Annotated in this window: 29 protein-coding genes; 15 read left to right on the top strand and 14 right to left on the bottom strand. The window is 68.0% G+C overall.

The window, feature by feature from the left end; translation table 11 throughout:
* Window positions 1–135 precede the first annotated feature (135 nt).
* The 6 genes from ACZ5KP_RS12310 to ACZ5KP_RS12285 all read left to right on the top strand — a co-directional run bounded on the left by ACZ5KP_RS12310 (window position 136) and on the right by ACZ5KP_RS12285 (window position 7827).
* Window positions 136–1680 (top strand): ribonuclease H-like domain-containing protein, encoded by a 1545-nt coding sequence (locus ACZ5KP_RS12310; protein ID WP_460917956.1) that lies wholly within the window; start codon window positions 136–138, stop codon window positions 1678–1680.
* A complete protein-coding gene (locus tag ACZ5KP_RS12305) occupies window positions 1677–4241 on the top strand; it encodes a DEAD/DEAH box helicase (protein WP_460917955.1) in 2565 nt (854 codons plus the stop codon). The genes ACZ5KP_RS12310 and ACZ5KP_RS12305 overlap by 4 nt, the downstream gene beginning before the upstream one ends.
* 405 nt (window positions 4242–4646) lie before the next feature.
* Entirely contained in the window at window positions 4647–4886 is a 240-nt protein-coding gene (locus ACZ5KP_RS12300) for a DUF5816 domain-containing protein (RefSeq protein ID WP_460917953.1), read from the top strand.
* Window positions 4887–5006: 120 nt separating this feature from the next.
* On the top strand, window positions 5007–5318 hold the full coding sequence (locus tag ACZ5KP_RS12295; protein ID WP_460917952.1) for a DUF7116 family protein: 312 nt from the start codon (window positions 5007–5009) through the stop codon (window positions 5316–5318).
* Between the two features lie 126 nt (window positions 5319–5444).
* Complete coding sequence (locus tag ACZ5KP_RS12290; protein ID WP_460917950.1) at window positions 5445–7364, top strand: ABC transporter substrate-binding protein; 1920 nt, start codon at window positions 5445–5447, stop codon at window positions 7362–7364.
* A 262-nt stretch (window positions 7365–7626) separates the two neighbouring features.
* Window positions 7627–7827 (top strand): dodecin, encoded by a 201-nt coding sequence (locus ACZ5KP_RS12285; RefSeq protein ID WP_460917949.1) that lies wholly within the window; start codon window positions 7627–7629, stop codon window positions 7825–7827.
* Between the two features lie 53 nt (window positions 7828–7880).
* Here ACZ5KP_RS12285 and ACZ5KP_RS12280 read toward each other — a convergent pair whose 3' ends face one another.
* Window positions 7881–8348 carry an MGMT family protein gene (locus ACZ5KP_RS12280; protein WP_460917947.1) on the bottom strand — a complete coding sequence of 156 codons (468 nt, stop codon included), beginning with the start codon at window positions 8346–8348 and terminating at the stop codon, window positions 7881–7883.
* 153 nt (window positions 8349–8501) lie between these two features.
* Here ACZ5KP_RS12280 and ACZ5KP_RS12275 point away from each other — a divergent pair, with 153 nt between their 5' ends.
* Entirely contained in the window at window positions 8502–9404 is a 903-nt protein-coding gene (locus ACZ5KP_RS12275; protein ID WP_460917945.1) for a PhzF family phenazine biosynthesis protein, read from the top strand.
* 47 nt (window positions 9405–9451) lie between these two features.
* Here ACZ5KP_RS12275 and ACZ5KP_RS12270 read toward each other — a convergent pair whose 3' ends face one another.
* The 4 genes from ACZ5KP_RS12270 to ACZ5KP_RS12255 form a co-directional block, all read right to left on the bottom strand.
* Window positions 9452–10312 carry a hypothetical protein gene (locus ACZ5KP_RS12270; RefSeq protein ID WP_460917944.1) on the bottom strand — a complete coding sequence of 287 codons (861 nt, stop codon included), beginning with the start codon at window positions 10310–10312 and terminating at the stop codon, window positions 9452–9454.
* A 105-nt stretch (window positions 10313–10417) separates the two neighbouring features.
* Window positions 10418–10696 (bottom strand): acylphosphatase, encoded by a 279-nt coding sequence (locus ACZ5KP_RS12265; protein ID WP_460917943.1) that lies wholly within the window; start codon window positions 10694–10696, stop codon window positions 10418–10420.
* 52 nt (window positions 10697–10748) lie between these two features.
* The gene (locus tag ACZ5KP_RS12260) at window positions 10749–11444 is read right to left on the bottom strand and encodes a Dph6-related ATP pyrophosphatase (RefSeq protein WP_460917942.1); all 696 of its coding nucleotides are present in this window, start codon (window positions 11442–11444) and stop codon (window positions 10749–10751) included.
* A 78-nt stretch (window positions 11445–11522) separates the two neighbouring features.
* The gene (locus ACZ5KP_RS12255) at window positions 11523–12467 is read right to left on the bottom strand and encodes a DNA-3-methyladenine glycosylase family protein (RefSeq protein ID WP_460921048.1); all 945 of its coding nucleotides are present in this window, start codon (window positions 12465–12467) and stop codon (window positions 11523–11525) included.
* 157 nt (window positions 12468–12624) lie between these two features.
* Here ACZ5KP_RS12255 and ACZ5KP_RS12250 point away from each other — a divergent pair, with 157 nt between their 5' ends.
* A complete protein-coding gene (locus ACZ5KP_RS12250) occupies window positions 12625–13911 on the top strand; it encodes an amidohydrolase (protein WP_460917941.1) in 1287 nt (428 codons plus the stop codon).
* 138 nt (window positions 13912–14049) lie between these two features.
* Window positions 14050–14310 (top strand): hypothetical protein, encoded by a 261-nt coding sequence (locus ACZ5KP_RS12245; protein WP_460917940.1) that lies wholly within the window; start codon window positions 14050–14052, stop codon window positions 14308–14310.
* Window positions 14311–14376: 66 nt separating this feature from the next.
* Here ACZ5KP_RS12245 and ACZ5KP_RS12240 read toward each other — a convergent pair whose 3' ends face one another.
* Both ACZ5KP_RS12240 and ACZ5KP_RS12235 read right to left on the bottom strand, forming a co-directional pair.
* On the bottom strand, window positions 14377–14916 hold the full coding sequence (locus ACZ5KP_RS12240) for a hypothetical protein (RefSeq protein WP_460917938.1): 540 nt from the start codon (window positions 14914–14916) through the stop codon (window positions 14377–14379).
* A gap of 108 nt (window positions 14917–15024) precedes the next feature.
* Window positions 15025–15636, bottom strand: coding sequence for a hypothetical protein (locus tag ACZ5KP_RS12235; RefSeq protein ID WP_460917937.1), 612 nt, complete (start codon window positions 15634–15636; stop codon window positions 15025–15027).
* 157 nt (window positions 15637–15793) lie between these two features.
* Here ACZ5KP_RS12235 and ACZ5KP_RS12230 point away from each other — a divergent pair, with 157 nt between their 5' ends.
* Both ACZ5KP_RS12230 and ACZ5KP_RS12225 read left to right on the top strand, forming a co-directional pair.
* Window positions 15794–16150, top strand: coding sequence for a TRAM domain-containing protein (locus ACZ5KP_RS12230; protein WP_460917936.1), 357 nt, complete (start codon window positions 15794–15796; stop codon window positions 16148–16150).
* Window positions 16151–16264: 114 nt separating this feature from the next.
* Window positions 16265–17395, top strand: coding sequence for a M24 family metallopeptidase (locus ACZ5KP_RS12225; protein WP_460917935.1), 1131 nt, complete (start codon window positions 16265–16267; stop codon window positions 17393–17395).
* Window positions 17396–17404: 9 nt separating this feature from the next.
* Here the strand turns inward: ACZ5KP_RS12225 and ACZ5KP_RS12220 are convergent, their stop codons facing one another.
* A complete protein-coding gene (locus ACZ5KP_RS12220) occupies window positions 17405–18466 on the bottom strand; it encodes a lactonase family protein (RefSeq protein WP_460917933.1) in 1062 nt (353 codons plus the stop codon).
* 140 nt (window positions 18467–18606) lie between these two features.
* On the opposite strand from ACZ5KP_RS12220, the gene ACZ5KP_RS12215 reads away from it, so the two are divergent.
* From ACZ5KP_RS12215 to ACZ5KP_RS12205, 3 genes are all read left to right on the top strand, one after another.
* Window positions 18607–18819 (top strand): dodecin family protein, encoded by a 213-nt coding sequence (locus ACZ5KP_RS12215; protein ID WP_460917932.1) that lies wholly within the window; start codon window positions 18607–18609, stop codon window positions 18817–18819.
* A 179-nt stretch (window positions 18820–18998) separates the two neighbouring features.
* Window positions 18999–19394 carry a MarR family transcriptional regulator gene (locus ACZ5KP_RS12210; protein WP_460917931.1) on the top strand — a complete coding sequence of 132 codons (396 nt, stop codon included), beginning with the start codon at window positions 18999–19001 and terminating at the stop codon, window positions 19392–19394.
* Window positions 19391–19750 (top strand): type II toxin-antitoxin system PemK/MazF family toxin, encoded by a 360-nt coding sequence (locus ACZ5KP_RS12205; RefSeq protein ID WP_460917930.1) that lies wholly within the window; start codon window positions 19391–19393, stop codon window positions 19748–19750. Before ACZ5KP_RS12210 ends, ACZ5KP_RS12205 begins: the two co-directional genes overlap by 4 nt.
* A gap of 50 nt (window positions 19751–19800) precedes the next feature.
* On the opposite strand, the gene ACZ5KP_RS12200 is transcribed toward ACZ5KP_RS12205, so the two are convergent.
* From ACZ5KP_RS12200 to ACZ5KP_RS12185, 4 genes are all read right to left on the bottom strand, one after another.
* Complete coding sequence (locus tag ACZ5KP_RS12200; RefSeq protein WP_460917929.1) at window positions 19801–20391, bottom strand: DUF7110 family protein; 591 nt, start codon at window positions 20389–20391, stop codon at window positions 19801–19803.
* Between the two features lie 376 nt (window positions 20392–20767).
* Window positions 20768–21397, bottom strand: coding sequence for a transcriptional regulator GfcR (gfcR, locus tag ACZ5KP_RS12195; RefSeq protein ID WP_460917928.1), 630 nt, complete (start codon window positions 21395–21397; stop codon window positions 20768–20770).
* Window positions 21394–22467 (bottom strand): glucose 1-dehydrogenase, encoded by a 1074-nt coding sequence (locus ACZ5KP_RS12190; RefSeq protein WP_460917927.1) that lies wholly within the window; start codon window positions 22465–22467, stop codon window positions 21394–21396. The genes gfcR and ACZ5KP_RS12190 overlap by 4 nt, the downstream gene beginning before the upstream one ends.
* An 87-nt stretch (window positions 22468–22554) precedes the next feature.
* Window positions 22555–23049 carry an NUDIX hydrolase gene (locus ACZ5KP_RS12185; RefSeq protein WP_460917926.1) on the bottom strand — a complete coding sequence of 165 codons (495 nt, stop codon included), beginning with the start codon at window positions 23047–23049 and terminating at the stop codon, window positions 22555–22557.
* Between the two features lie 308 nt (window positions 23050–23357).
* Here ACZ5KP_RS12185 and ACZ5KP_RS12180 point away from each other — a divergent pair, with 308 nt between their 5' ends.
* A complete protein-coding gene (locus tag ACZ5KP_RS12180; protein WP_460917925.1) occupies window positions 23358–24725 on the top strand; it encodes an HAD family hydrolase in 1368 nt (455 codons plus the stop codon).
* A 25-nt stretch (window positions 24726–24750) separates the two neighbouring features.
* Here ACZ5KP_RS12180 and ACZ5KP_RS12175 read toward each other — a convergent pair whose 3' ends face one another.
* Window positions 24751–25722, bottom strand: a complete 972-nt coding sequence (locus ACZ5KP_RS12175) for an ROK family protein (RefSeq protein ID WP_460917924.1) — start codon at window positions 25720–25722, stop codon at window positions 24751–24753.
* A gap of 145 nt (window positions 25723–25867) precedes the next feature.
* The gene (locus ACZ5KP_RS12170) at window positions 25868–26326 is read right to left on the bottom strand and encodes a hypothetical protein (protein WP_460917923.1); all 459 of its coding nucleotides are present in this window, start codon (window positions 26324–26326) and stop codon (window positions 25868–25870) included.
* Between the last annotated feature and the right edge of the window lie 16 nt (window positions 26327–26342).

Raw genomic sequence — 26342 nt, 5'->3', positions numbered from 1 at the left:
CTGACGCGGTACGCGATTGCGACAGGAGTGGCGATCGAGGAGAGAGGGAGAGTGAGAGGTCGGCGACTCTCGAGCGTGCTCGACACCGCCCGCCACGAGCAACTTTTCCCCGCCCAGCACGTCCGGTCGCCGTAGATGCAGTCCGGTCGCGTGTCAGTGGTCGATTCCGACGCCCTCGCGGAGCTGACGACCGTCCAGCTACGGGACGCGATCGCGGCGACCGATCCCCACGCGATCGTCGCGACGAGCCCCGGAGCGCGGGTTCGCCTCCGCTCGACGCTCGCCGAGTGCGACCGGCCAGTGATCACGCCGGGAACGGACGCGAACAGTGACGATTCGGGAGCCAGCGAGTTGTCCGTTCACCGGCTCGGCGAGATTTCGGTGGTGGTCCCCGAGTCGACGTCGGCGCTCGCGTCACTCCCCGAACTAGAATCCGACGGCGCGATCGACGACGCCACCGAGACCTACGTTCTGACCGATCACCTCGAACTCTCCGTTCGGCCCACCGAACTCGCGACGGTTCGGGTGGGGCTCGAGGACTATCGCGACGCGATCAGGCGCGGAGAAGTGAGCAGCAAAGGGGACGCCGGGGACTCGCTCCGGGGCTCGTACACTCACCTCTCGACGGGACTTCCGACGGGCTACTACGGCGACTGGGAGGGGCTGACGGTCCGGGGAGCCGCGCCGGGGCAGATCGACGGCGCCCCGACGAGTGGAACCGCCGGCACGGAAACGACGGTGCCGTGCCTGGAACTCGGTACGGACGGCGCGGTTGCGACGACCACGTACCGACGGGACTCACTGGGCCTCCGGGCGATCGACGGCGTGGGAGAGCAGCGAGCGCGGACGCTCCGGGACGCTGGCTACCCGGATCGGGACGCGCTGGCGACCGCCGACGTCGCGACGCTCGCCGACCGGGACGGGCTCGCTCGCTCTACAGCCTCGAGGCTCGTCGATCGGGCCAGGGCGTTCCAGAACGGCCGCGTTCGCCGCACCTCCGACGAGCGCCTGCCCGGTCCCGAACCGATCTTCGTCGACATCGAGACCGACGGCCTCTCGCCGTCGGTCGTCTGGCTGATCGGCGTGCTGGATCGCGAGGCCGAAACGCCGTATCGGTCCTTCCTCGCCATCGATCCGGACGATCCCGCTACCGCGCTCGCGGACTTCTGTACCTGGCTCGCCGGCCACGCCCGAAACGCCGAGAACGCGCCGGATCGCCCGATCGTCGCCTACAACGGCGATTCCTTCGACTTTCCAGTGCTCGCGGAGCTGATCGACCGCCACTGCCCTCGGTTCGGCGAGCACTGGGCCGACGCCTGGACGTTCGACCCCTACTCGTGGGCGGTACGAGCGGGGAACGCCGTCCTGCCCGGGCGGACGAACCGGCTGGAGGACGTGGCGGAAGCGCTGGACGTCGATCCCGTTGATCCTGCGGGCCGGGCCGATGGTACACCACTCTCCGGCGCGGAGGTCGCTCGCATCTATCGATCGTGGATGGATCACCCAGTGCCCGAAAACGAACCGGAGTGGGAGCGCCTCGAGGCCTACTGCGAGGCCGACGTCCGAGCGCTCGCTGGCGTCTACGACGCCATCGCGGCCGCGGATCGCGTAGCGGGCGAGCCCCGGGACCGCGAGGTTTCGCCCGAGACCACACAGGGTAGCCTCGGTGATTTCGGATGAGCGACGACTCGTCCGGTGGCCGCGCCACGGACGACGGAGTGGGGGAGGCCGGGACCACGGCCACCGACGGCGGCTGGAGCGAGCACGCCGACGTGCTCGATCCCGACCACCTCCGCGAGCAGTTTCCCTCCTACGACGACCAGATCGTCCACACGCAGAGTCAGCCCGCCGAAGCCGCCGATACCGTTCCAGCGAGCGACGTGCTCCCCGACGACCTCGCCGACCGGCTCGGTCACGACCTCTACGCCCACCAGGCCGACGCGATCGACCGACTTCGCGAGGGCGAGAACGTCGCCGTCGCGACGCCGACGGCCTCCGGCAAGACGCTGGTCTACGCGCTCTACTTCGCGATTAGAAAGCGAGCGGATCCCGACGCCCGGGCGATCGTCTGCTACCCGACGAAGGCCCTCGCCCGCGACCAGCGAGCATCCATCGTGGAGCTCTACGACCGACTCGGGTTCGATCTGGAGGTCGCGGTCTACGACGGGGACACGCCCGACCACCGTCGGCCCGAGATCCGCGAGAGCGCCGACGTCGTCATGACCAACGCCGCCGGGCTCAACGTCTACCTCGCTCACCACACGCAGTGGCGGGAGTGTTTCGGCAACTGCGCGCTGCTGGCGATCGACGAGGCCCACGCCGCCTCCGGAATCCACGGGATGCACGTTGCCTGGGTGCTCCGACGGCTCCGCCGGATCCTCGACGTCTACGACGCCGATCCGCGGATCGTCTGCACGTCGGCGACGATCGGCAACCCCGCCGAGCACGCCCACCGGCTGACCGGCGAGGAACACGCGGTGGTCGATACGGACGGGAGTCCGCACGGCCGTCGCGAGATCGCGTTCTGGAAACCGCCACTGGAGGACGATCTCGACGAGGGCTACAGCATGGACGAGTATCTCGGCGCGGTGAAGCGCGCCGGCGCCGCGACCGGCGAGATCGTCGCGCATCTCGGACGCCACGGCGTCCAGACGCTGGCCTTCTCACGCTCCCGGCAGGGCACGGAGCTGACCGCGAAGACGGTCGAGCGCGAGGCCAGCGATCACCCCGCCAACAGTGGTTCGAGCAACGGGGCGGACGGCGGAGCGGTCGGCGGCTACGTCTCCGTATCCCCCTACCACGCCGGCCACGGCAAGCAGACGCGACGTCGGACCGAGGAGCGACTGCAGTCCGGCGATCTCGACGCCGTGATCTCGACGAGCGCGCTCGAACTCGGCATCGACGTCGGCAGCGTCGACGCCACCGTGCTCTCGGGCTATCCGGGCTCCAGACAGTCCTTCTGGCAGCGCCTCGGGCGCTCGGGCCGTGGAACCGACGACGCGCTCTCGGTGCTGGTCGGCCGCGCCGACGCCATCGACCAGTACGTCCTCGACCACCCCGAGTTCCTCTTCGAGGACGACGTCGAAGACGCGGTGATCGACCTCGGCAACGACGCCGTCTACGCGCGGCACCTGCTCGCCGCCGCCTCGGAGCGCCCGATCGATCGCGACGACGAGCGGTGGTTCGGTGCCGCCGCGGTGCCGGAGGGTGAGGCGGGCGGCGACGAGGACGGTCCGAGCGCCGACGACCGGCTCGACCGCGCCGTGGCTATGTGGCGAGAAGCGGGCCTCCTCGTCGGCAGTCTCGATCGCTCCGTCCAGTACGACGGCCCGCCGCGCCCGGAAGCCGATATCTCGATGTACGCGACCGACTCGGAGACGTTCCAGATCCGGAGCGCCGACGACGAAGACGACCTGGACATCGCCCCGATCGGACGCGACCGGGCGTACCGGGAGTACCACCCCGGCGCCGTCGTGCTCCACGACGGCACCGAGTTCGAGGTCGTCGAGTTCGAGGAGGACGCCCCACAGCCCTGGGTGACGCTCCAGGCGATCGACGAGGAGGTCTACACGAAGACCCACTCGACGAAGTCCGTCACCGACGTCGAGCCGCGAGCGTCCCGTGATCTCGGCGACGGCTGGCACCTGAAGTTCGGGATCGGCACCGTCAGCATCCACTACGCCCACTACGAGCGCCGGGACGTCCAGAGCGGCGATCTGATCGGCGACGTCCGCGAGACGGGGCTGGGGCCGATCGAGCTCCGCACGCAGCTCACCTGGGTCGAGGCGCCGAAGAGCCTCCGCGAGACCGCGCTTGCGGACGTGCCCGCCGACGACCTCCTGACGGAGCCGGCCCAGTACGGGAAGGGCCAGCGCCAGTACACGTTCCTCGGCGGGCTCCACGGCGCCGAGCACGCGATGATCGAACTCGCTCCGCTCGAACTCCGGCTCGACAGCTCCGAGATCGGCGGGCTGAGCATCGACCCCCATCCCGAGACCGGCGTGCCGACGTGGTTCATCCACGACGCCGTCGACGGCGGCATCGGCTACGCTCGCGGGATCTACGACAACGCCGATTCGCTCGTGGCGCGGACCCGCGAACACGTCACCGACTGTGGCTGCGACGGCGTTCGGGGCTGCCCGGCCTGCCTGATGGACGTACAGTGTGGCAATCGGAACGAGCCGTTGCATCGGCCGGCGACGGTGGCGATTCTCTCCGAACTCGAAGCGCGGCTGGAATGAGTAGTTCGCCCCGTCGTGGTCGTTGCTTGCATCGTGACTGTGCCCGCGACAGCGAAGCACTTGGAAGCCCCCTCCCGCTCGCCGCAGCTACCTCGCTGCGGTCCTCGCCTCCCTGCTGGTCGGCTGCGGTCCTTACTTCGGTACCAGCGGCGACCGGTCGGCCCCTTCCAGTCCGGGAAGAGCAAGCTCTTCCGACCTTCGCAGAATCAAAGATTCTGCTCAGTCCCACCCGGTGACGCCTATCGAATCGCACGAAACTCCGGTGGATCGTGTCGTCGAGCGTCGTCCTGAATCGGCGGCTGCGGCGCGGTGGGTCGTCGAGAGAGCGTCGGTGCCGGTGGATTGTGCGCGTCACATCGTCACCGGACGGCAAGCGTTTTTGCGCGGGTTCCCCTCCGACCGAACATGGAGACGGTCACCGATTCCGAGGGCGAGACGCTCTACGTCGCCACCGACGAGGGCGACCGGGGGTCTCGCGGTCCGTTCTTCGTCGCATTTCGAGATCGTGATCGCGAGCGGCGCTACGGCTGGTTCTGTGGCGCCTGTGACGGACTCGACGCGATGATGGACACGATGGGGCGGATCGAGTGCCGGGATTGCGGCAATCAGCGAAAGCCGACCGAGTGGGACGCCGCTCACGAGTGACCGGCGGTCCCGATTCCAGCGCCCGATTCGACGGAAATCAACTCCCGAGCGGTGCGAAAACCGCTTCGACGACCGTCGTACGCGAAGATTTAGGATGTCGTGTGCCCACAGTTCACATGGATGGCGAGCGCATCCCCCTCCCTGACGACCCGAGCGCGATCGATCTTCGACGACCTGGGCTACACCCTCGTGGGCGAGGGTGCCGAGTTCCGAGCCGAACGCGACTGGAAAGTCGTCCGCGTGACGGCGACGGACGGTGGCGCCGAGCCCGATTGCGACGGACTGCACTGCTACGTGACCTCCAGCGACCGCGCCGGACGACTCCGTCGAGAGCTCGACGGCAGCGAGGCCGACGAGTGGGCGATCATCGCGATCGACGGCGAGGAGTACGAGGTCGTCCGCGCACCCCCGGGGCCCGCCGGCCCGACCTGAGCCGTCGATCGGCGTCGATCGTCCATCGCGGCGCCCCCGGAACGCCCCGCTTGCCGGCCACGAACCGCACGCGGGAGCGGCTGCGATCACCAACACCTAAATGCGTTCCTGCGTATTCCCGAACCGATGCCCTCCACGAGCCTGTCCCGCCGATCCCTCCTCACTGCAGTCGGGACCGGTGCCGCCGCTGCGGCCGCGGGCTGCTTCTCCGAGATCCGCTCACAGATCACGTACGACGCCGCCGAGCAGATCTCGCTCAGCGTGAAGACCGTCCCCGCGGACAGGGACCCGAGCGCCGTCCTGATCGGCCAGCGCCTCCAAAACAACCTCGACGCCGTCGGCATCGACGCCTCCCACGAACTGCTGGACGAGGTGCAGCTCCTCCGTGACGCCTTCCTCAATCACGACTACGATCTGTTCGTCACGAAGATGCCAGGCCACCGCGATCCCGACGAGCTCCGTGCGCTCCTCCACTCCCAGTTCGGGCCCGAGCTCGGCCTCCAGAACCCCTTCGGCTTCGCCTCCTCGCGCAGCGACGAGCTCCTCCGGGCCCAGCGACTGCCACCAGGTGGCGTCGAGCTGGGAGAGGGCGATCAGACCGCGGACGGTTCGCCAGACGGCGCCTCGGCGGGCGACCAGGCGGCCAGCGGCAGTCAGTCCGCGACCAGCGGCTCCTCGGGGACCGGGTCGTCGGACGGCGGCGCGCCAGGCGCCGAATCGACGGACGAACTGACACAGGACGACGTGACGGTCGACGATCGAACCGAGATCGTCGAGCAGCTCCAGCGCCAGCTCCTCGATCAACAGCCGTTCCTCACGGTGGTGTCCAGGCCACACGTGGCCGCCGTCTCGCCGGACGTCTCCTTCGACGGCGCTGTCGGGTTCGCGTCGTCGCTGGCGTATCTCACGATCGAGGGGACAAACGGCAGCCTGGAGACGCTCAACGTCGGTCTCCAGCGCCCAAACGTCACCGAGAATCGGAACGTGCTCGCCGCAGAGTATCGACTCCACGACCGGTTGACGGACCTGCTCTACGACCCGCTCGTCCGCTGGATCGACGGAGACTACGTGCCGTGGCTCGCCCGCGATTTCTCGATCTCGGACACGAACATCGCCACGGTCGATCTCCGCCCGAACCTCTCCTGGCACGACGGCACGCCACTCACCGCCGAGGACATCGCGTTCACATACCGGTTCTGTGCCGATACCGCGCTCGGCAACACCGACTCGCCAGTCCCCGCGCCGCGGTTTCGCCAGCAGACGAGCCTCGTCCAGGACGCCCGGACGGTCGACCAGACGACCGTCGAGATCGACATCGATCCGACGCGGGACCCGCTCGCTCCGTCCGCGCTGACGGTCCCCATCCTCCCGAAAGCGAAGTGGGAGAAGCGCTCGTCGCTGGAACACGAGTACTTCACGAAGGCGTTGACGGCCTCCGTCGAGTCACCGGTCGGGAGTGGGCCGCTGCGCTTCGAGAGCGCGAACGCCAACAACTCCGTCACCTTCCGGCGGTTCGAGGACCACTTCCTCCGGACGACCTCCGACCTCGCGGAGCCGCTCCAGCCCTTCTCCGGCGGTCCCACCTACGAACGGTTCGAGGCTGAAGGCGCGCCGAACATCGGCGTCGTCCTCGAGGACATCGCGGAGGGCTCCGTCCACGTCCTCGACGGCACGCTCCCCGTCGAAGACGTTCCGGACGCGCGAAACCGCGACGACGTCCGGGTCATCGAATCGCCGACGCCGGACTACTACATGATCGGGATCAACGCCCGGCGGTATCCGCTCTCGAACTACACATTCCGCTCCGCACTCGGCCGGCTGATCGACCGCGACGCGATCGTCGAGACCGTCTTCGACGGGGTCGCGACCGCGACGGAGACGCCACTCCACCAGACCGCCTACGTCTCTGAGGAACTGGAGTGGGACGGCGAGAGCGTCACCGGCCCGTTCCCGGGTGAGAACGGCAATCTCGACGCCGAGACCGCTCGCCAGCTCTTCCGGGACGCCGGCTTCCGCTACCACGACGAGACGCTCCGGGGCCGGTAGCGCGTCAATGTCGGATGCCACGTTCGACGCCGGCGTACGGTGCTTGCGGTCGACGGGGACGTTCGATGCCCGCGTTCGACGCTGGCGTACGGTGCCTGCGGTCGACGGGGACGTTCGATGCCTGCTGTCGACGCCGGCGTACGGTGCCTGCAGTCGACGGGGACGTTCGATGGCTACCGCCCACGTCCGCGTTCGGCGCCGCCGCGAGGCGCCGGCGATTCCGGGGAGCTTTTATTTGGACGCCGGACGACGTATCGGTTCCATGGTATTCAAGAAGATCACCCTGATCGGCACCAGCCCCGATAGCTTCGACGCCGCCGCGGACGACGCGCTCGATCGAGCGGAGAACACGCTCGACAACATCCACTGGGCGGAGGTCGAGGAGCTCGGCGTCGAGGTCGCTTCCGTTTCGGGCCGGGAGTACCAGGCAGAGGTCACCGTCGCGTTCGAACTCGACCAGTAGCGCCGCCCGCGCTCGCTGGCAAATTTCGCGCCGCACGGCCAGTCAACTGCCGGTTAGTCGATGTTCTCGATCGCCCTGAGACGGCTGCGAACCGGCCCTGGCGTCGCCCCGTAGCCGCCCGTCACGCGGTGGTCGGGAAGGACGAGCGGAATGGGATTGTTCGCGAGCGCACTCCGGACGGTCTCCGGAGCGTCGTCGCCGTCGGGATCGAGGCCCGGAGTCCGACGGACGAGCGAATCGACGCTGGTCGACTCGCCGTAGGGGACGGTCCGCAGCGTCTGGAGCACCGTTCGCTGGTCGGTGGGAACCGTCAGCGCGATCTCGACGTCCCGGAAGTCGTCCTCGGTCTCGCCGCTCGCGTATGCCTCGATCCGATCCAGGAGCTCGTGGTCGTCGACGGCGTTCTCGTCGGCTTGCTCCGGAAACGAACACTGAATGAGCTTGCCGCTCGCGACGCCGAGTTGCACCGTCGCTTCGAGGGGCGGCACCGACCGGGCGTAGATCCCTGCTAGTTCGTCCATGGGCAGGATCCGGTGCGCGGCTCCTAAACAGTCCCGACGTGGCGAGTGCCTTCGCGGCGTGGTGAACTGGATCACCCCGGATCGCGCGCTCGCCGCCGACCTCGCGATCGCGGTTCCCGCAACGTCTTGTGTCAGGCGCTCGTCGCCGGGCGTATGCAGACCGTTCGCACGCTCCTGGTCGACGCGTTCACGGACGAGCCCCTGTCGGGCAACGCAGCGGGTGTCGTCCCCGACGCCGGCGAACTCTCCGAACCGCAACGACAGGCGATCGCCCGCGAGCTGTCCGTGAGCGAGACCGCCTTTCTCGCGCCGAGCGACGTCGCCGACTACCGGATCCAGTACTTCACGCCCGCCCAGTCGGTCGACCTCTGTGGCCACGCCACGATCGGGACCTTCGCCGGCCTCGCGGCGATCGACGAGCTCGACCCGGGGACGGTCGAAGTCGAGACGCCCGTCGGCGTCCTCGAGGTTACGGTCGAGGACGACGGCGCCGTCTGGATGACCCAGGACGATCCCTCGATCCGACGGGTCGACCTCGACCGCGACCGGCTCGCCGCAGCGCTCGGACTCCGCCCCTCCGCGGTCACCGACCTCGAAACCGAACTCCCACTGGCCGTCGCCTCGACGGGGCTCCCCTGGCTGCTCGTGCCCGTCGCATTCCTCTCACAGCTCGGCGACGCCGACCCCGACCTCGACGCAGTGTCCGCGATCGCCGACGAGGTCGATGCGGTCGGAATCTATCCGTTCACGTTCGACACGCTCGAACGCGACGCGCACGTCCACGCACGAGCGTTCGCACCGGGTGCTGGCGTCACCGAGGATCCGGTGACGGGGACCGCAGCAGGCGCGACCGGGGCGTTTCTCCGACACGTGGGCGCTTTCGACGGCGACCTGCCCGAGGAGCTGATCGTCGAACAGGGCCACTACGTCGATCGGCCCGGACGCGTTCACGTTCGCGCGGGCGAGACGGTCCGCGTCGGCGGCGACGCCACACTCGCACTGGACGGCGAGCTCGCCGTTCCCGAGATCGAGGCCGACGAGATCGTCGAGGCGTAGGCGCGAGTGAAGCCGTCGAAAAATCAGCCGTCTCGACCGATCGTCAATCAGCTGTTTCGGTAGTACTCGCCGTCGTCGTCATCGCCCTCCCACTCGAAGCCGTCGTCGCCAGCGTCGTCTTCGTCGTCGTCACTGTCGGCGACGTCGTCCGTGGACGCCTCGTTCGCGCTCGTCGCCGCGTCGCGATCGTCGTCGGCAGCGGTATCGTCGGCCCCGGAAGCTGCCTGCTCCTGACCGGCGTCGTTCGCGTCGGGAGCGGATTCCGTCGTAGACCCAGTCGAGGCGGTGGCGTCGTCGCCTCCTGCGTCTGCGTCGGTGGCTGCTGCGTCGGTGGCAGCCGTGCCGTCGGCAGCCGCGTCCGTGGCAGCCGCGTCGTCGGCACCAGTCGCGTCGGTGGCTGCCCCGGAGCTCGCGTCACTCGCGGCCCCAGCGCCCGCCGGTTCGGCGCCGCCGGTCCGCGCGGCGTCGGGGCTGGGATCCAGTTCGTCGTTACCGAGCTCGTCGCCGCGAACTCGCTGTTCGAGGTCGGTCGTCTTCCGGCTGACCTGTTCGACGTCGTTCTCGACGTCCGCGATGCGATCGTCGACCTTCGTCGCCGCGGCGCTGGCGATCCGTTCCTCGTCGACCTGTTCGTCGATGCGGCCGTCGATGGCGGAGTGCATCGCGTGGTGGCGCACGGCGGACCGACCGATCTGCCAGACGAGGAGGCCGAGCACGACGCCCACGCCGACCAGCACGGGACTGGCCGGCGAGCCAGCGTCGGACGGATCGCCGAAGAGGAGTTCGTTCAGGTAGGCGCCAGCGCCCAGCCAGACGCCGGCCCCCAGGATCGCCAGTCCGAGCAGGAAGGGAAGGAGTGCGAGCGCGCGGTCGTAGAGGCTCCACCGGAGCGACGACTTCAGTGGCATAGCCGGTGTAGAGGGCGGGAGTGGCTTAAAGGCAGTCCCCGACGTCCCAGCGAGCCGACGCCAGGGGCTCCGGTCGAGGATCGATTGGGATCCGTCGGTCGCCAGTCAGCGCCGGATTTCGAACCCCGACTCGCCCTCGGACGATGACCGCTCGACGTCGACGGTCTCGACGCGCGCCGCGTCACTCCCCTCGTGACAGAACTCGACCATCTCGTCGATCTGCTCCTCGGTACCTTCGAAGACGGCCTCGACGCGGCCGTCGTCGAGGTTCCGGACCCAGCCGTCCACGCCGACCGCTTCGGCGCGCTCGCGGGTGGTCGCGCGGAAGAACACGCCCTGGACGCGGCCGGTGACGAACACGTGTGCGCGGGTTCGATCGCTCATGGCTGAGCGTTCGGTGCGAGGCACTAAAACGGTGCGTCGGCCCGGGTCGCCGTCAGCGGCCGACGCCTTCCCCACCGTCGGCCGCCCGAAGGCGCGCGTAGTGGTAGACGCCGTCGCCGACGGGCTTGGCTTCCGTATCGCCGACCTCGACTGACACCGGCTCCGCGAAAATCGGCCCGTCGTAGACGAACGTGTGAAAGGCGCCGTGCTCGCCGCAGGGATCGACGTCCGCCGGGAGTGAATCGAGAAAGGACCGATCGAAGGACCGCCCCGCGAACGAGGCGTCGAGCGGGTCGCCGTCGACCGAGACCACCACCGCTTCGAAGCCGGCGTCGAGGAACGCGTCCGCCTGCTCCGCCGTCGACCGCCCCCAGATCGGAAACGCGGGATCGACGCCGCTCTCGGCCAGCCGCTCCTCGCGATACGAGCGAACGTCCTCGAGGAACAGGTCGGCGAAGGCGATCCGATCGACACCGCGCTCGGCGTACTCCGCGACGACCTCGGCCATGACCGACTCGTAGGCGTCGTTGTCGGGCTCCGGCGGGAGCGTGACGATCCGGAGGTCCTCACCGAGTGCCGCTGCCTGCAGTTCGTACAGCGATCGACGGACGCCGTGCATCGAACTCCGATCGGTGTCCGCAGCGACGGTCGTCAGCAGCTCTACGACGTCGTGATCGGACGCCCGCAGTTCGGCGAGCGCAGCGGCCGCGTCCTTCCCGCCGCTCCAGGAGAGGACGGTTCTCGGCATCGAGTGAGCAGACGGCCGGGGTGCGCAACGTCGTTTCGGTTCGGACCAGCCGACGAAACGATCACGCGTTCGGGCGGATCACTCGCGCGTCCGAAGATAATGGAAGACGTAGGTCTGGACATACCCCGCGTATTCCCCACCGAAACGCTCCCGGATCGCCCGCGACGTCTCGGCGTAGCCGCCGCGATCGCACTCGGGGAAGTGATCGGCGATCGCCGACTGGATCCAGGTGTCCAGCGGGACGGCCTCGAGATAGCCCAGCGAGAAGAGGAGCACGCAGTCCGCGACCTTGTCGCCGACGCCGACGAAGCCGGTGAGCGTCTCGCGGGCCTGCTCGTAGGGCTGGTCGAGCGCGTCGGTCGGGTGGAGCTCGCCGCTGGCCACCAGCTCGGCGGTCTCGACGACGTAGGGCGCGCGATAACCGAGGCCGAGATCGCGCAGCTCGGCTTCGGTCGCCGCGGCGAGCGCTTCGGGCTCGGGAAAGGCGTGGTAGGTCCGGTCGTCGAGCGTGGCCGTCTCGCCGTAGGCGTCCGCGAGTGCGGTGACCATTCCGTGGATCCGCGCGACGCGCATCTGCGTCGAGCAGATGAACGCGATCAGCGTCTCGAACGGCGGGTCCTTGACGAGTCGCATCCCGGGCGCGTACGCGATCGCGGGCTCGAGGAGCCCGTCGCTGCCGCCGCGATCATCATCGCTCGACGCGGACCCGAGGATCGCGGGCAGGTCGTCGTCGAGCCGGAGCAGCTCCTGGAGTTCGTCCTCGAGATCGGCCGTCGCTTCCCACTCGAGGCTGCCGCCGCTGTTTCCCGGCCCAGCGTCGTTCACCCGCTGGCGCACCCGCAGCACGTCCCCGTCGACGACCCGGACGTACCACGGCGGATCGCCGTCCCACGATTCGGGACCGTCGCCAGCATAACACCGACCGTCCGCCCGGCGCCAGCCGTAGGACTGGCCGCTCTCGAGCGTCGCGTAGAGGTCCAGGCCGCAGGGGAGGGCGTCGAGGTCGATCGAGCCGCTGTGCATCTGCTCGCCCTCCGCACCCACGGCGTATGGGGATTTCGCCTCCGGTGTGGCGACCTGGATTCGTCCGCGCTGGCGGTCGCCAGTGGTGACTACCGCTGACCGTCCCACATACCGGAGCGTCGCGAGCCGTTAAGTGGATCCGCCACCGATCCCGCCCATGGCGACAGTGACGGATACGGACTCGCTGATCGTGCTCCGCCGGGACCTCCACCGCCGTCCCGAGCCGGCGTGGTGTGAGTTCTACACGACGGCGCGGATCGTCGAGGCGTGCCGGGAGGTCGGCGTGGACGCACTCCACGTCGGGCCGGACGCGCTGGCGAGCGACGAACGCATGGCCGTCCCCGACGACGAGACGCTCGCTGAGTGGTACGATCGGGCGCTCGAAGCGGGCGCCGACGAGTCGATCCTCGCGGAGCTCGAAGGGGGCCACACGGGGTTGATCGCGGAGCTCCACCGCGGCGAGGGACCGACGATCGCGCTCCGGGTCGACATCGACGGACTGCCACGTGGCGAGTCGTCCGACCCCGATCACGAACCCGCTGCGGAGGGCTTTCGCTCGGAGAACGACGGCGCCATGCACGCCTGCGGCCACGACGCCCACGCGGCGATCGGCGTCGGCGTCCTCCAGCGAATCGCCGACAGCGACGCGTTCTCGGGGACGCTGAAGGTGCTCTTCCAGCCCGCCGAGGAGCAGGTCGGCGGCGCGAAGGCGATGGCCGAGTCCGGTCACCTCGACGACGTCGATTCGCTGCTAGCGATCCACATCGGGCTCGACCACCCGACCGGCGAGATCGTCGCCGGCGTCGAGGGGTTCCTCGCGGTCGCACAGCTCCAGGCGGAGTTCGAGGGTGCACCGGCACACGCCGGGGGGCAGCCCGAGGAAGGGCGCAACGCCAACCAGGCGCTCGCCGCAGCGATCCAGAACCTCTACGCGATCCCCAGACACAGCGACGGCCCGACGCGGGTCAACGCCGGGGTCGTAGAGGGCGGAACCGCGTCGAACATCATCCCCGAGTACGCCCGACTCGTCGCGGAGGTCCGCGGTGAAACGACGCCGCTGATGGAGTACATGGACGAGCGTGCGCGGGAGGTCCTCGACGGCGCGGCGACGATGCACGATTGCGACCTCACAATCACCGACGACGGCCGGGCACCCTCCGCGGAGAGCGACGACGAGCTCCGGGCGATCGTCGGCGACGTGGCGAAGACCCACCCCGACGTCGAGCGCGTGCTCGATCGCGACGACCTCGGCGGCAGTGAGGACGCGACCTACCTCATGCGCGAAGTGCAGGACAACGGCGGGCTCGCGGCCTACGTCGGCGTCGGCACCGACCACCCCGGCGGCCACCACACCGCGACGTTCGACGTCGACGAGAACTCGATCGAGATCGGCGTCGACGTGCTCGCGAAGGCCATCGAGCGGATCGCAGCCGAATCGCCCTGAGAGCGATGCCAGATCAGCCGACGGATCGCGACGAACAGGCCGATCCCGATCGACAAAGCAGTCGCGAGCAGTCGGCTGATGGTTCATATCGCCATCGAACGGGCGAATTGAAGTAGTGCCCCGAGGAGTACCAGTACAATGATTGTCGGACTCTTTCTCGCCATTGTGATCCCGCTCGTGGTGATCGGAGCCCAACGATTTCGAGTCCCTCCGTCCATTCAAGAGAAGCGTCGCTGGCTGTACTTGGTCGCTCTCCAGGTATGGATCCTCTCGATAATCGGTGTGTATGGTGTGGAAACGCAGCCGTACTTCGCCGCACTTCCTGCAATCGTGGGAGCCTCGGTTGGGGCGTGTCTCGTTATTATCTACACCCACTACGCGTTCGGTAGCATCGATTGATCTCGCAGAGTTTTCGGACGGGGCAGAAAGGCACCGAATGAGCTACCCGCCCGACAGCACCGCTGACTACTTCTCGATCCGGAACAGGGCTGCATACCGCACCCGATTTCCTATCTCTGGATCGGCCACTCCGACTCCAGCGAGGTACGTACCCGCCGGAAATTCGAACTCCCAGGCCGCGAAGTAGTCCGCAATCTCCATCGCGCCCCACTCGTGGGTCTCGCCGGGCGGGAGTTCGAGGGATCCGCTCGCGACGCCGCCGGTGTACTCGATCGCTCGCCAGCCGTCGGATCCCTGCGTTCGAAGCGCCCAGTCCCACGGATCGACGTGGAGGGTCCGGTCCGAGTCATTCGTCAGCGTCAACGTGAGTTCCGCCGGATCGTCGGCTCGCTCGACGGACGGCTGGAGGAAGATCTCGGCAGCGCCGGGATCGACGGTGTGTGAGCAGACCGTCGGCGTCCAGTCCTCTCCGCCCTCGAACGGCGGACAGTCGTACTCCGCGAGCGGCCTGTCACTGACCGACGAGCCGCGAGTGCGGAGTTCGAGAGCGGCGGCTCCGGCGAGCACCGAGCCACCGAGCGCCAGGAGGTAGGCTCGCCGACGCACGTCGAGATAATTCGACCGCAGCCAAGGTAATAATTGGGGAGACGACGATGCCGATTTTCGTTTCCGAGGTGGCCGATTATCCGATCCAGAGCGGTGACGTGGCGTCCGCTACTCGTAGTGCTTGAACAGGAGCGCGCGCACGTCGTCCTGGGTGTTCGCCGATTCCGTCGAGCCGTCGGGCAGTTCGACCTCGTAGCCGGTGTCGCCAGCGGCCGACTCCCACTTGTCGTCGTGAGTATCCATCAGCGCCATCATCGCCGAGAGCATTCCGTCGTCGCCGCCACTGGCGGCGGCAGCCATCGGCGGTGAGCTGGCACCACCGGAGTCCGCTTCCTCGTCGTCCTCGTCCGCTGCCTCGTCAGCGTCGGCTTCCTCCTCGTCGGTCTCGCTCTCGTCGTCCGCCGCGTCCTCGTCGGCGCCCGCGTCGTCTCCGTCTTCGGAATCCTCGGCGGCTCCGTCGGAGTCCTCCGCCGAGTCGTCGGCGTCCTCGGCCGGCTCGTCTGCCGGGTCGACGGCGGGCGTGTTCTCCGCGGAGACTTCCGGTCCCGCGGAGGGTGCGGTCACTGTCGCGTTGATCTCCCCCTCGTGGTTGTCGATGAGGTACTGGACGGCGTCGACCATCCGGACGTGGGCGTACTTGCCGACGACGTCCTGCTGGATGTCGTCGCGGAGGGCATCGAGGTACTCGTGCTGGTCCTCGGTGATCTCGATCGTTGGCATGCCCGTGGCGACGGCCCCGGGGCTAATAAGCGTGGAGTCTCCCGGGGCGGGCCGCGTCGATACGTCGTCCGAACGTCCGGGGAGTGGGAAGAGCGGGACCACTCGCCGCGAACGCGAACCCCAAACGAATACGGTCCTGCACCGATCATCGGCTGGTATGGAGCAGCTATACGTCGCGGCAGCTGGGGTCGGACTGGTCGCCCTCCTCCTCGTCTTCCTGCTACTCCTCCGGCGCCACCGATCCAGCGACGCCGCGGCGTCCAAGCGCGCACACGACGCCGCACAGGACCGCGAGCCGCCCGTCGAGATCGGCGAGACGTACCAGTTCGCAATCACCGAGTTCACCGACCACCACTCCGGCGAGCAGGTCGCCGTCGGGAAAGTCGAGGGGTTCGTCCTCTTCGCCGGCGAGGTCCCCAGCGGCGCTGGCGAGGGCGACGTCGTCCGCGCACGCGTGGACTCGTTCAACCGCGGCAAGACGTCCGCCGACGCGACGGTCGTCGGCACGGCCTGATCGAACGGGCCGACGGTTTCTCTCGACCATTCTCGCTGTCCGCATCCGCGAGCACCGGCGCCCGTGGCGGCGCCGCTCCCGTGCGTTCAAGACCCCTGCTGGCGAGGATCGCGTATGGTCGATCTCGACGCGCGAGCGAATCGTCTCGACGATCTCCTCGACGCCGACGGCCTCGACGCGGTCTGGTTCGCACGGCCGAACGGGTTCGCGTGGCTGACCGGCGGCTCGAACGTCGTCGATCGGGACGGCGACGTCGGCGTCGCGGCCGCGGGCTACGACGGCGAGTTTCGCGTCCTCACTGACTCGATCGAAGCCCAGCGGCTCCGCGACGAGGAGGTTCCCGACGCCTTCGACGTGGAAGCGTTCCCGTGGTACGACTCTGACCTCGGCGCGGAGCTGGCCGAACGATCACCGACGCCCGCGGCGGCCGACTTCGGCGTCGGCACCGACGGCGTCCGCGAACTCGACGCCGCGGAACTCCGCCAGCCGCTGACCGACGACGACGTCGAACGCTACCGCGATCTCTGTGAAGACGCTGCCGCCGCCGTGGAATCGGTCGCGAGGGGGCTCGAACCGGGCGACACCGAAGCCGACGTGACCGTCGACCTCACCGCGGCACTCCGTCGCGAGGGGATCGAGGTGCCGGTCGCGCTCGCGGGCGGCTCCCGCCGTGCGCAGACGTACCGGCACTACACCCCGAAGGACGAGCCTCTCGGTGACTATGCACTGCTCTCGGTCACTGCCCAGCGCGAGGGACTGTATGCCTCGCTCACCCGGACGGTCGCGTTCGATCCGCCGGCGTGGCTCGCGGAGCGTCATCGCAACGCTGCGCGGGTCGAAGCGACTGCACTCGCGGCGACGCGGGCCGCTGCGAACGCCGAGTTCCCGGCAGACGCTGGGGAGAACCAGCCAGGGACGGCAGGCGACGTCTTCGGTGCTATTCAGGATGCCTACGCTGCGCTCGGCTGGGAGGGCGAGTGGGAACTGCACCACCAGGGCGGCGCCGCCGGCTTCGCCGGACGCGAGTGGATCGCGACGCCGGACGCGACGGATCGGGTCCACGCGCCGATGGGCTACGCCTGGAATCCGACCGTCCAGGGCGCCAAGAGCGAAGACACCCAGCTGGTGACCGCCGACTCCATCGAGCCCATGACAGTCACCGGTGACTGGCCGACGATCACGGTCGAGTCCGTCGACCTGCCTGGCGTGCCGACGATCGAGCTGGAGCGACACGCACCGCTCTAGGCCGGCGGCTCACCGATCGCCACGGAACGCCAGACAGACCGGCTCGGTGACCGAGAGCGTCTCGCCCGTCGGCGAGAGCGATCCGTCGGTGGCGTCGACAGCGAAGGTGACGATCTCGTCAGTGTGGCGGTTCTCCACGAACAGGTGCTCGCCGTCGGGGGTAAGTTCGATGTCCCGCGGCCACTCGCCGCGGACGGGTTCGATGGCGATTCGTTCGATCGTGCCCTCGCCGTCGAGTTCGAAGATCGCGATCGAGTCGTGGCCGCGGTTCGAGCAGTACAGCCAGTTTCCAGAGGGATGGACGGAGATATCCGCGGTCTTGCTGGCTTCGCGCTTGTCGTCCGGGAGCTCCGCAGGTAGCGTGTCGAGTGTGTCGAGGGGCTCCAGCGCGCCGGATCCCTCGTCGATCGCCAGGACCGTCAGCGTCGAGTCGAGCTCGTTCAGGAGGTAGGCGAGGTCTCCGTTCGGGTGGAAGGCGAGGTGGCGCGGCCCTGCGCCCTCGTGGATCTCGACGGTCGGCTGCACGGCCGGTTCGAGCCGGCCCGCCTCGCGATCGAGCTCGTAGCACCAGATCTCGTCGGTGCCGAGATCGGCCGCGTAGACGAACCGGTCGCGCGGCCCAGGGACGATCGAATGAGGATAGGCGGCGTCCTGGCGCCCGGGGTGTGGGCCCGAGCCCTCGTGCTCAATCAGCTGCGCCCGCTCGCCGAGGCTCCCGTCAGCCTCGATCGGGAACAGCGAGACGGAGCCGCCGGAGTAGTTCGCGGTGAAGGCGAACTCCCCGGCTGCGTCGACGCTGACGTAACAGGGCTCCGCGCCGCCGGTCGGGTGGCGAGCGGTCTCCGTCAGTTCGCCATCGCTTCCGATCGAGATGGAGCTGATCTCGCCCCCGGCGTCGTCGTGGACGACGTAGCAGTGGTCGCCGTCCGGGGCGAGCGCGACGAACATCGGCGTCGGCGTCTCGGTCGCGGTCGTCTCCGAGAGTTCACCCGCCGACGCGGCGATGCCGAGGAGCTGACCGGCGTCGCCGCCGCTGAACGAGCAACAGATTCCGGCTGGTACGTCTTGCACGCATGCTACGACGGCGGGCTCCCCATTCAATTGGTCGGTCGTTCGATTTGTGGATCGTCGCCGCGAACGGGCAGGTAGCCGGGGACACTCGAGCGCTAACCGCCACCTAGCTATACGGATCCCAGTCGTAGTGGGGCTGCATGACCACTGTCAAGATCGTCAAGGTGCTCGGCACGTCGGAGGAATCGTGGGACGACGCGGCGGACGAAGCGGTTCGGACCGCCAGCGAGACCATCGAGGGAATCACCGGTGTCGAGGTCGAGGACAAGACCGCGAAGGTGGAGGACGGTGAGATCACGGAGTACAAGACGACCGTCGAGGTGGCGTTCCCGGTGCGGTCGGGAGGACAGTAGGGAAGCCACCACCGGGCTGCCCGACGTTTATACCGGATGCCGCGGCAATCCGGTGTACTTCTCGAAGATGGACCAAGTACCTCCACAGAGTGGACGCTACAGGCACCCTCTTCCGCCCTCGATTGCGATGCAGGGCCGAGCAGAAGTGCTAATACAATTCGATACAAATAGATACAACAATGCCGATCTCACGTGAGGACTTCCGTACAATCGGCGACGGGGAAGCGATCGATCTCTCCCGGGACACGACCCAGGGTACGATCTACCGCTTCCTCCTCGGGAACGCGAACGCGGCGTTCCGGCAGCGCGAGCTCGCAGCGTCACTCGACGTCCCGCGAGGTAGCATCGGGCCGACGCTCTCGCGACTGGAAGACCACGGACTCGTCGAACACCGGGGCGAGTACTGGTCTATCGCGGATCGCGAACACGCGGTCGCGTCGGCCGGCAGGCTCGGTGCCGCCACTGCTGACGAGCGCGACGGGGGCTTCTCCGAAGCCACCGTCGACGCGTGGCAAGCGTCGGCCGTCGATCCGATCGAAGACCGGAGTGAATCTGACGTGGACGGTTCGGAATGACCGAGCGAGGCGAGGTGATCTGGGCGCCAGATCCGTTTGCGGCGGGCGACTCGAATCCACGACCGTGGTTGCTCATCTCGACCGATCGACTGCCGTACGCGAACGAGGAGTCGATCGGCGTTGCGCTCACCACGCAGTCACACCACCCCGGCAGCTTCGACGTCACCAGTAGTGCCTGGAACAGTGGCGAGCCGTCGACCCCGAGCTACGTCCTGCCGTGGACGATCGCGACGCTCAAAGACGACCTCCACGTTGTCGGGAAGCAAGGAACAGTCACGGAGGCGTTCGTCGAACGCGTCGCGGAAACAACAGGGTCGTATCTCGATCGGTCCACAGCCGATTCGCAGGATCAGTAGAACACGCTAGCGAGTGATGCAGATACTGCAGAACAAAGGCGAGCGGACGATCAGTCGCTGATAAACTTGTTGTCCCGCCAGTTGACGCCGCTCTGAGCGGCGTCCTCGTCGGCGGGCCCCTCGACGACCTCGATGCTGGAGGGACGCTCGTCGCCCTCGACGATTCGCCAGGAGTCGAGTTCGCCGTCCTCGCAGGTGATCGCGGTCAGCGTGCCCTTCTCGGAGATGAGTGCGATCTCGCGGAGCACCTGGAACATCTCGTACTGGAGTTGGGTGTTCTGGAGCACGGTCTCGCGGTCGCCCTTGAACGCGGCGTACTCGACGAGCTCGGACTCGATCTCCTCTTCTTCCTCGTCGCCCCAGCTGGGGCCGCCCTGGCGCCGTCGGACCTCCTCGGGGTCCTCCTCATAGACGCGGTTCTCGACGACGCTCGCCTTGAGCTGCGCCGTGGGCGTGTACTTGCTGATCGAGGTGTCCTCCGCCGTGGCGCTGAGAATGAGCGTGTTGTTCCGTCGTGTGACGTCGACGTCGGCGACACCCTCCGGGAACTTCCCGTCGTCCATGAGTTCGTGGACGTCCTCGAGAGGTAGTTCCAGGGTGGAGTGGAGCCGGTAGACGCTCGCTGTGGGTTCCGATGACATGGTTGGGTGAGAGCTGCGGCAGGTAAGCGGTCGATCGTTACTAGGGCTCGGGAACTTATAGTGGCTACCGTTCGTTACGCTCAAAAAGTTGCTGGAAAAAGTTAGCAGGGGCGAGCCAAGGGCTCACACGTCACGGAGTCACGTCGGCGTACGTTCGTCGATCACGGGAGAATGCTGGCCAATACAAGCCGGCAGTGCTCGGTCACGCGACGCGTCAGTTGCAGGGCCAGTGTTCCGAACAGTTGGATTGAAGCGACGACAGCGAGGACGGGGCGCGATCGCGTCGCCGGAGTCCGTTCGGGAGAGCGCGTGCAAACTGCGGCCGATCCTCCAGTAGCGCCGCTGGAGTCCGCCAAGACGACCTCGTACGCGCGAGTTACTCGCCGGCGACGGAGATGACCTGCAGCAGCGAGTAGACCGGCACGCCCTCGATCTCGTCGACGCCGCGCTTGTCGACGAGCACCATACAGGCGACGGGCTCGCCGCCCTCGTTGCGGATCGCCTCCACCGTCTCGGTCATCGTCGTGCCCGACGTGATCGTGTCGTCGACGACGTAGCACTCCCGGTCGCGAATCCCGGCAAAGTTCCGGGAGAACGTGCCGCCGTGCTCGTCGATGTCGCCCTCCTCCCACTGGTGTTTGCGCGGGGCGTAGGCACCGAGATCGGTGTCGAGGATGCGTGCGACGCTCGTCGCGAGCGGCACGCCGGCCTTCTCGATCCCGATGGTGAGGTCGACGTTCTCGGACTCGCTCGAAAGCATGTCCGCCATCGCCGCGCCGAGGTGATTCAGTCGCGTGCTGTCCCGGCCGAACGCGCTCCAGTCGACGTGGATGTCGCTCGCGCTCGAGGAGACGACGTCGCTCGCGCTCGCGTTCGTGCCGCCGCGCTCGACCAGCCAGCTCGCCGTCTCGCGGGAGACGTTCAGTTCGTCCGCGATCTCGCCCTTGGAGAGCCCCTGCTCGGCGAGCTCCGAGGCGCTGTCGATGAGGTCGTCGACGTTCTTCATCTCGTCGAGAGTTCGACGGCCGTTTTTATAGTCGTGTTGCTGTCGTCGAACGCCGCGTCGAGCTCGTCGGTGCCGTAGACGCCGGTGATCACGTCGTCGATGAGCCAGTCGGGGAGCGCCTGCAGGTCCTCGATCGCCGCCTCGAAATGTCGGACGTGGGAGTTTACCGACCCGATCAGCGCCTTGTTGTGGAGGACCAGCTCCTCGTGGAGCGCGCCGCCGTCGACCTCGAACTCCCAGCTGCCGGGGATCCCCAGCAGCGCACCGACGCCGTTCGGTGCGAGCGCTTCGATCGTCTGGTACGCGTGGGGCGCGTAGCCCGTCGCCTCGTAGACGAGGTCCATCGACTCGACAGCGCCGGGCAACTCGTCGACGGGCGTCTCCCGGGAGTCGACGTAGGTCGCGCCGAGTTCCTCGATCACGTCGATCGTCGGATCCGGCCGGTCCCGCCGACCGAGACAGTAGCTCCGGTCGATGCCCTCGGTGTGCTCGAACATCCCCAGCGTGAGGAGGCCCAGGCACCCGTTGCCCAGCACGATCGCGCTTTCGGGGTTCCACTCGAAAGCCGATCGCGAGGCGTAGGACAGCTCCAGCGCCTTCTCCGTGATCGAGAGCGGCTCGACGAGGAAGCCGATCTCGGTCAGTTCGGGCGGGAGCGGGACGAGATACTCCGCCGGGCTGGTGAAGTACTCCGCCATGAACCCGTGTGCGCCGACGATCCCGCGCTCGTGGTACTGGCCCTCTGGCGCCATGTCGGGCTCGCCACGCTCGAAGTACTCGTTGGATTCCTGGCCCTGCGGCGCCCGTCGGACCGTCGGGACGACCACGTCGCCCTCCTCGAACGCCGTACCGTTGGGATCCGCGACGACGCCGACTGCCTCATGGCCGAGCACGAGGTGGTCCTCGCCCTCCGGAAAGCCGCCGTGGCCGCCGTTGAGCACCTCGTGATCCGTTCCGTCGACGCCGACCCGGAGCGTCCTGACGAGCGCCTCCCCCGCCAACGGGTCCGGTCGCGGTTTCTCCAGCACCGTCGGCGTCTGCTCCCCCTCACGAACTGCGACGACCTTCATGCGACAGCGATGCACATGGGTGAGGGTAAACGTTCGTATTCGGATCGTAGTAAATCAGCAGTGCAGATGGAGATGGCACCGCGAACCTCAGTCGGTCCGCTCGGCGACCGTCCGGATCGCCCGCTGGCCGATCTCGGCGACGTCTTCGTCGAAGCGGCCGTCGTCAGCGAGCTCGTCGGCGTCGAACCACTCCCAGGCGTCAGCGGGCTCCTCGCCGTCGGCCGGGTCGATCGCTCGCTCCTCGGCCGCGGCGTAGTAGACCAGATCCACGTGCTGGTGGCTCACGTCGGCGTCGGGTGCTCCTGGCTCTCCGTGGACGTTCACGTCCGCGAGCTGGAAATGCTGGGGCTGAGGCAGTGGCTCCACCGTCGGCGATCCGATCTCGTCGCGCTCCGCGACGATCGTCGCCTCGAGTCCCGTCTCCTCCTCGATCTCACGGAGTGCGGCCTCGTGTGGGAGTTCTCCGCGATCGACGTGGCCGCCCGGTGGCAGCCACTTGCCGGTCCGATCGTGCAGGTGGAGGGCGACGGCCCCGTCCGCTACGACGTACGTCGTCGCCGTGAAATGTCGCGTCGTCTCCATGGACTGATCTGCGGATCGGAGTGGTATGCTCGTTGTGGTCTCTGTGGAACGGGCGAGAGTTCGCTCAGACGAATACGACGGCTGCAAACCGCTTGGAAGCCCCCCGCTCGTCGGCCCCTTCCAGTCCCACCCGGAGGGTCTGGGCAGGTCTTCGTCGCGGTGGAACGTCGATCGGGTCGTAGCCGGCGGCCGATTCCCAGTGCATCGATCGATCGGCGGCCGGCTGATTTCGTTTCGGGGATGTACTCGCCTCCGGAGCAAGACGTGCGGAAGCAACCCTTTTGCCGCGCTGTGCCGCCAGCCAACCCATGGAGCAGTACGACCGCCTGTATCGACTCTACGCGGAGTTCGACACCGGGCGGCTGCGTGACCACCAGGCGTTCGTCGACCTCTTTCCGCCACTGGACTCCCGGGTCGCGCTGGAACACTGGGAGACGGTCAGCAAGGAGCTCGCCGAACAGAAGGCCGGGATCGTCGACTCGTTCGCAGCGGACGCGCCGCGCTCGCTCGCGACGCGACCGGACGTCGCCGCGATCAGCGACGACGCGGCGGCGACCTACGCCGAGATCGCGGCGCGGGCCTCACGCGACCAGGCGTTCACCGCACTCGACCTCCTCTCGACGTACGATCGGCCGGTGAACGTCCTCGTGCTCGACGTCGACGAGACGCTTCGCTCGGCGGGGAGCACGGACAACGAGATTCCACGGGAGACGCTCCACCTCCTGACCGAGTTTCACGAGATGGGCGTCCCAATCGTCGTCTGTACGGGCCAGACCCTCGAGAACGTCAAGGGGTTCCTGATCCAGGGCCTCGGCAGCGAGCTCGTCCACTCCGGCGAGCTGTCGATCGTCTACGAGTCCGGCAACGGCGTGTTCACGCCGGGCCACGGCGCGGACTCGAAACGACTCCTCTACGAGGACCTCGACGAGACCGTCGTCGCGATCTTCGAGGGCGTGCGCTCCCGGCTCTTCCGGGACGCGTCCGCCGACCTGCGGCGCGGGTCGCACCTCCAAGGCAACGAGTTCAACGTCACGGTCAAACCTAACGCGGCGACGGGCTCCGACCGCGCACGCGAGCTGATCGACGACGCCCTCGTCCACCAGCTCGACGTGCTCGGTGCGGTCGCGGCGGAAACCGTCGCCGACGAGGCCGTCGATTCCGCTGCCGGCGGGACCGACGCCGATGAGGTCGGTGCCAACGGGATCGGTGCCGACGAAGCGGGCGAGTGGGCCCGCGCCGCGTACGCTGCCGCTGACCCCGAGATCCGTGCCGTCCTCGAATCTCGCGACGCCGTCCCGGATCGCGACCTCGCCGACGCGCCGCCCGCACTCACCGCCGTCTTCGAGCGCATCGACGTCGCGTACTACGAGGCCGACGCCGCCGAGCTGACGAGTCGCGAGCTGACGAAGCCAGACGGCGTCGCCGCGGCCTACGACGTGCTCGGGATCGACGACCCGTTCGCGCTGGTGATGGGCGACTCGAAGACCGACCTCCGGATCATGGAGTGGGTCGACGCCGCCGGCACCGGGATCGCCGCAGCTCCCGAGCACGCCTCACCGGACGTCCTCGAACACGTCCGCTCGACGGACGATCTCGTCTTCGATCGGGGCGACGCCGCGAGCGTCCTGCGGATCGCGTACGCGCTCGATCGGCTCGCGGAGCTGGAGGCGTCGTAACCCGAGGCGGCGAGAAACTGCGCGATCAGGTCCGCAGCCGGCGCTGATCCCCGGTCCCGGCGGTCATCGCGCTCGCGACGGCCCCCTTTACGACGACGTCCTCGCCCAGCGTCGTCAGCTGGACGTCGGGGATGTTGGTGAAGACCATGTCGTCGAGGCGCTCGCGGATCGGCTCCAGCGTGAGTTCGGGGTTGTTCATCGCCACCGCGCCGCCGACGTAGATAACGATCGGCGCGTACGCGTGAACGACGTTGGTGACGCCCATCGCGTTCCAGTGGGCGATCTGGTCGACGACGTGGTCGGCGAACTCGTCGGAGCCGGCGTGTTCGAAGACGTCGGCCGCAGAAAAGTCGGGGTCGTCGAGTGGAACCGCAGTTTCGATCGGGTCGTCGTCGTGGAGGAATCGGGCGTATTTCGGGATGTTGTTGCCCGAACAGTAAGCCTCCCAGTGGCCGTCGGAGCCACAGCCACAGGTGAGGTGGCCCTGGGGGTCGAGCATCATGTGGCCGACCTCGCCGGCGTTGCCGTCCCAGCCGTCGAGGACGTTGCCGTCCACGCAGACGCCGGCGCCGATCCCCGAGGAGATGGTGAGGTAGACCATGTCGTCGGGGTTCCGGTCGCTGAAGAATCGCTCGCCGATGACGCCGGCGTTGGTGTCGTTGTGGAGGTAGACGTCCTCGCTCTCGATGAGATTCCCGATCGGTCCCGTCAGCGGGATGGTGCCGATGTTCCCGGGGAGGTTCGCGGGGTTCTCGATCGTGCCGTTGGCGAGGTCGAGCGGGCCGATCGAGCCGATCCCGGCCGCTGCGATCTCCTCGGGTTCGACGCCCGCGCGATCCGCGGCGGTCCGGAGCGCGTCGAGGATCTCTTCCGTCACGGCGATCCCGGTCGGGCCGCGCGGCGTCGGGCGCTCGTCCGCACCCAGCGTCGCGCCGTCTCCGTCCGCGACGACGACGTGCGTGTTCGTGGCGCCCAGATCGACGCCGGCGAAGTACATGTGCATGCAAGGGGCGCCCCTCCACTTAAGCGACGTTCTTCGATCCCGAGTGAAGGTTCCGGGGATGGTCCAGTCGAGTGGGTTCCGGTCACGGTCCAGTCGAGTGGGTTCCGGTCACGGTCCAGTCGAGTGGGTTCCGACGGGATCAGTCGAAGTCCGGGAGGTCGTCGGGCGACTCGTAGTCGTTCTCCCACTCGACGTACTCGGATTTGAGCACGTCACAGACGATCTGGCCCAGCTCGGCGAGCTCCGCGTTGATCGTCGAGGCGCGCTCCCAGGTGTTCAGCTCCGGGTGGACGTCCATCTCCTTCCAGTTCTCGGGGACGCCCGGCGAGTGGTAGCCGACGCGGTCGGCGAACGCGTCCCAGAAGAAGTCGAACTCGGAGAAGAGGTCGAGATCTTCGACGACGGCGAAGGTGTCCTCGTCCATGTCCGTGTCGTCACGCCAGGTGTCGAAGGCCTCCTCCCAGGCGCCGTCCTCGAGGAAGTCGCCGAGCTCCTCGCGGCGGTAGTCGCTGTCGGAGACGACCTCGACGTCGTCGTAGTCGTCGGGATCGATCGGCTCGAGCTCCGGCGGTTCGGGCGCACCAACCTCGAGTGTCATAGCGAACAGTACGCCC

The sequence above is a fragment of the Salinarchaeum chitinilyticum genome, from assembly GCF_055390775.1.
This window is presented reverse-complemented; position numbering and strand designations above follow the sequence as displayed.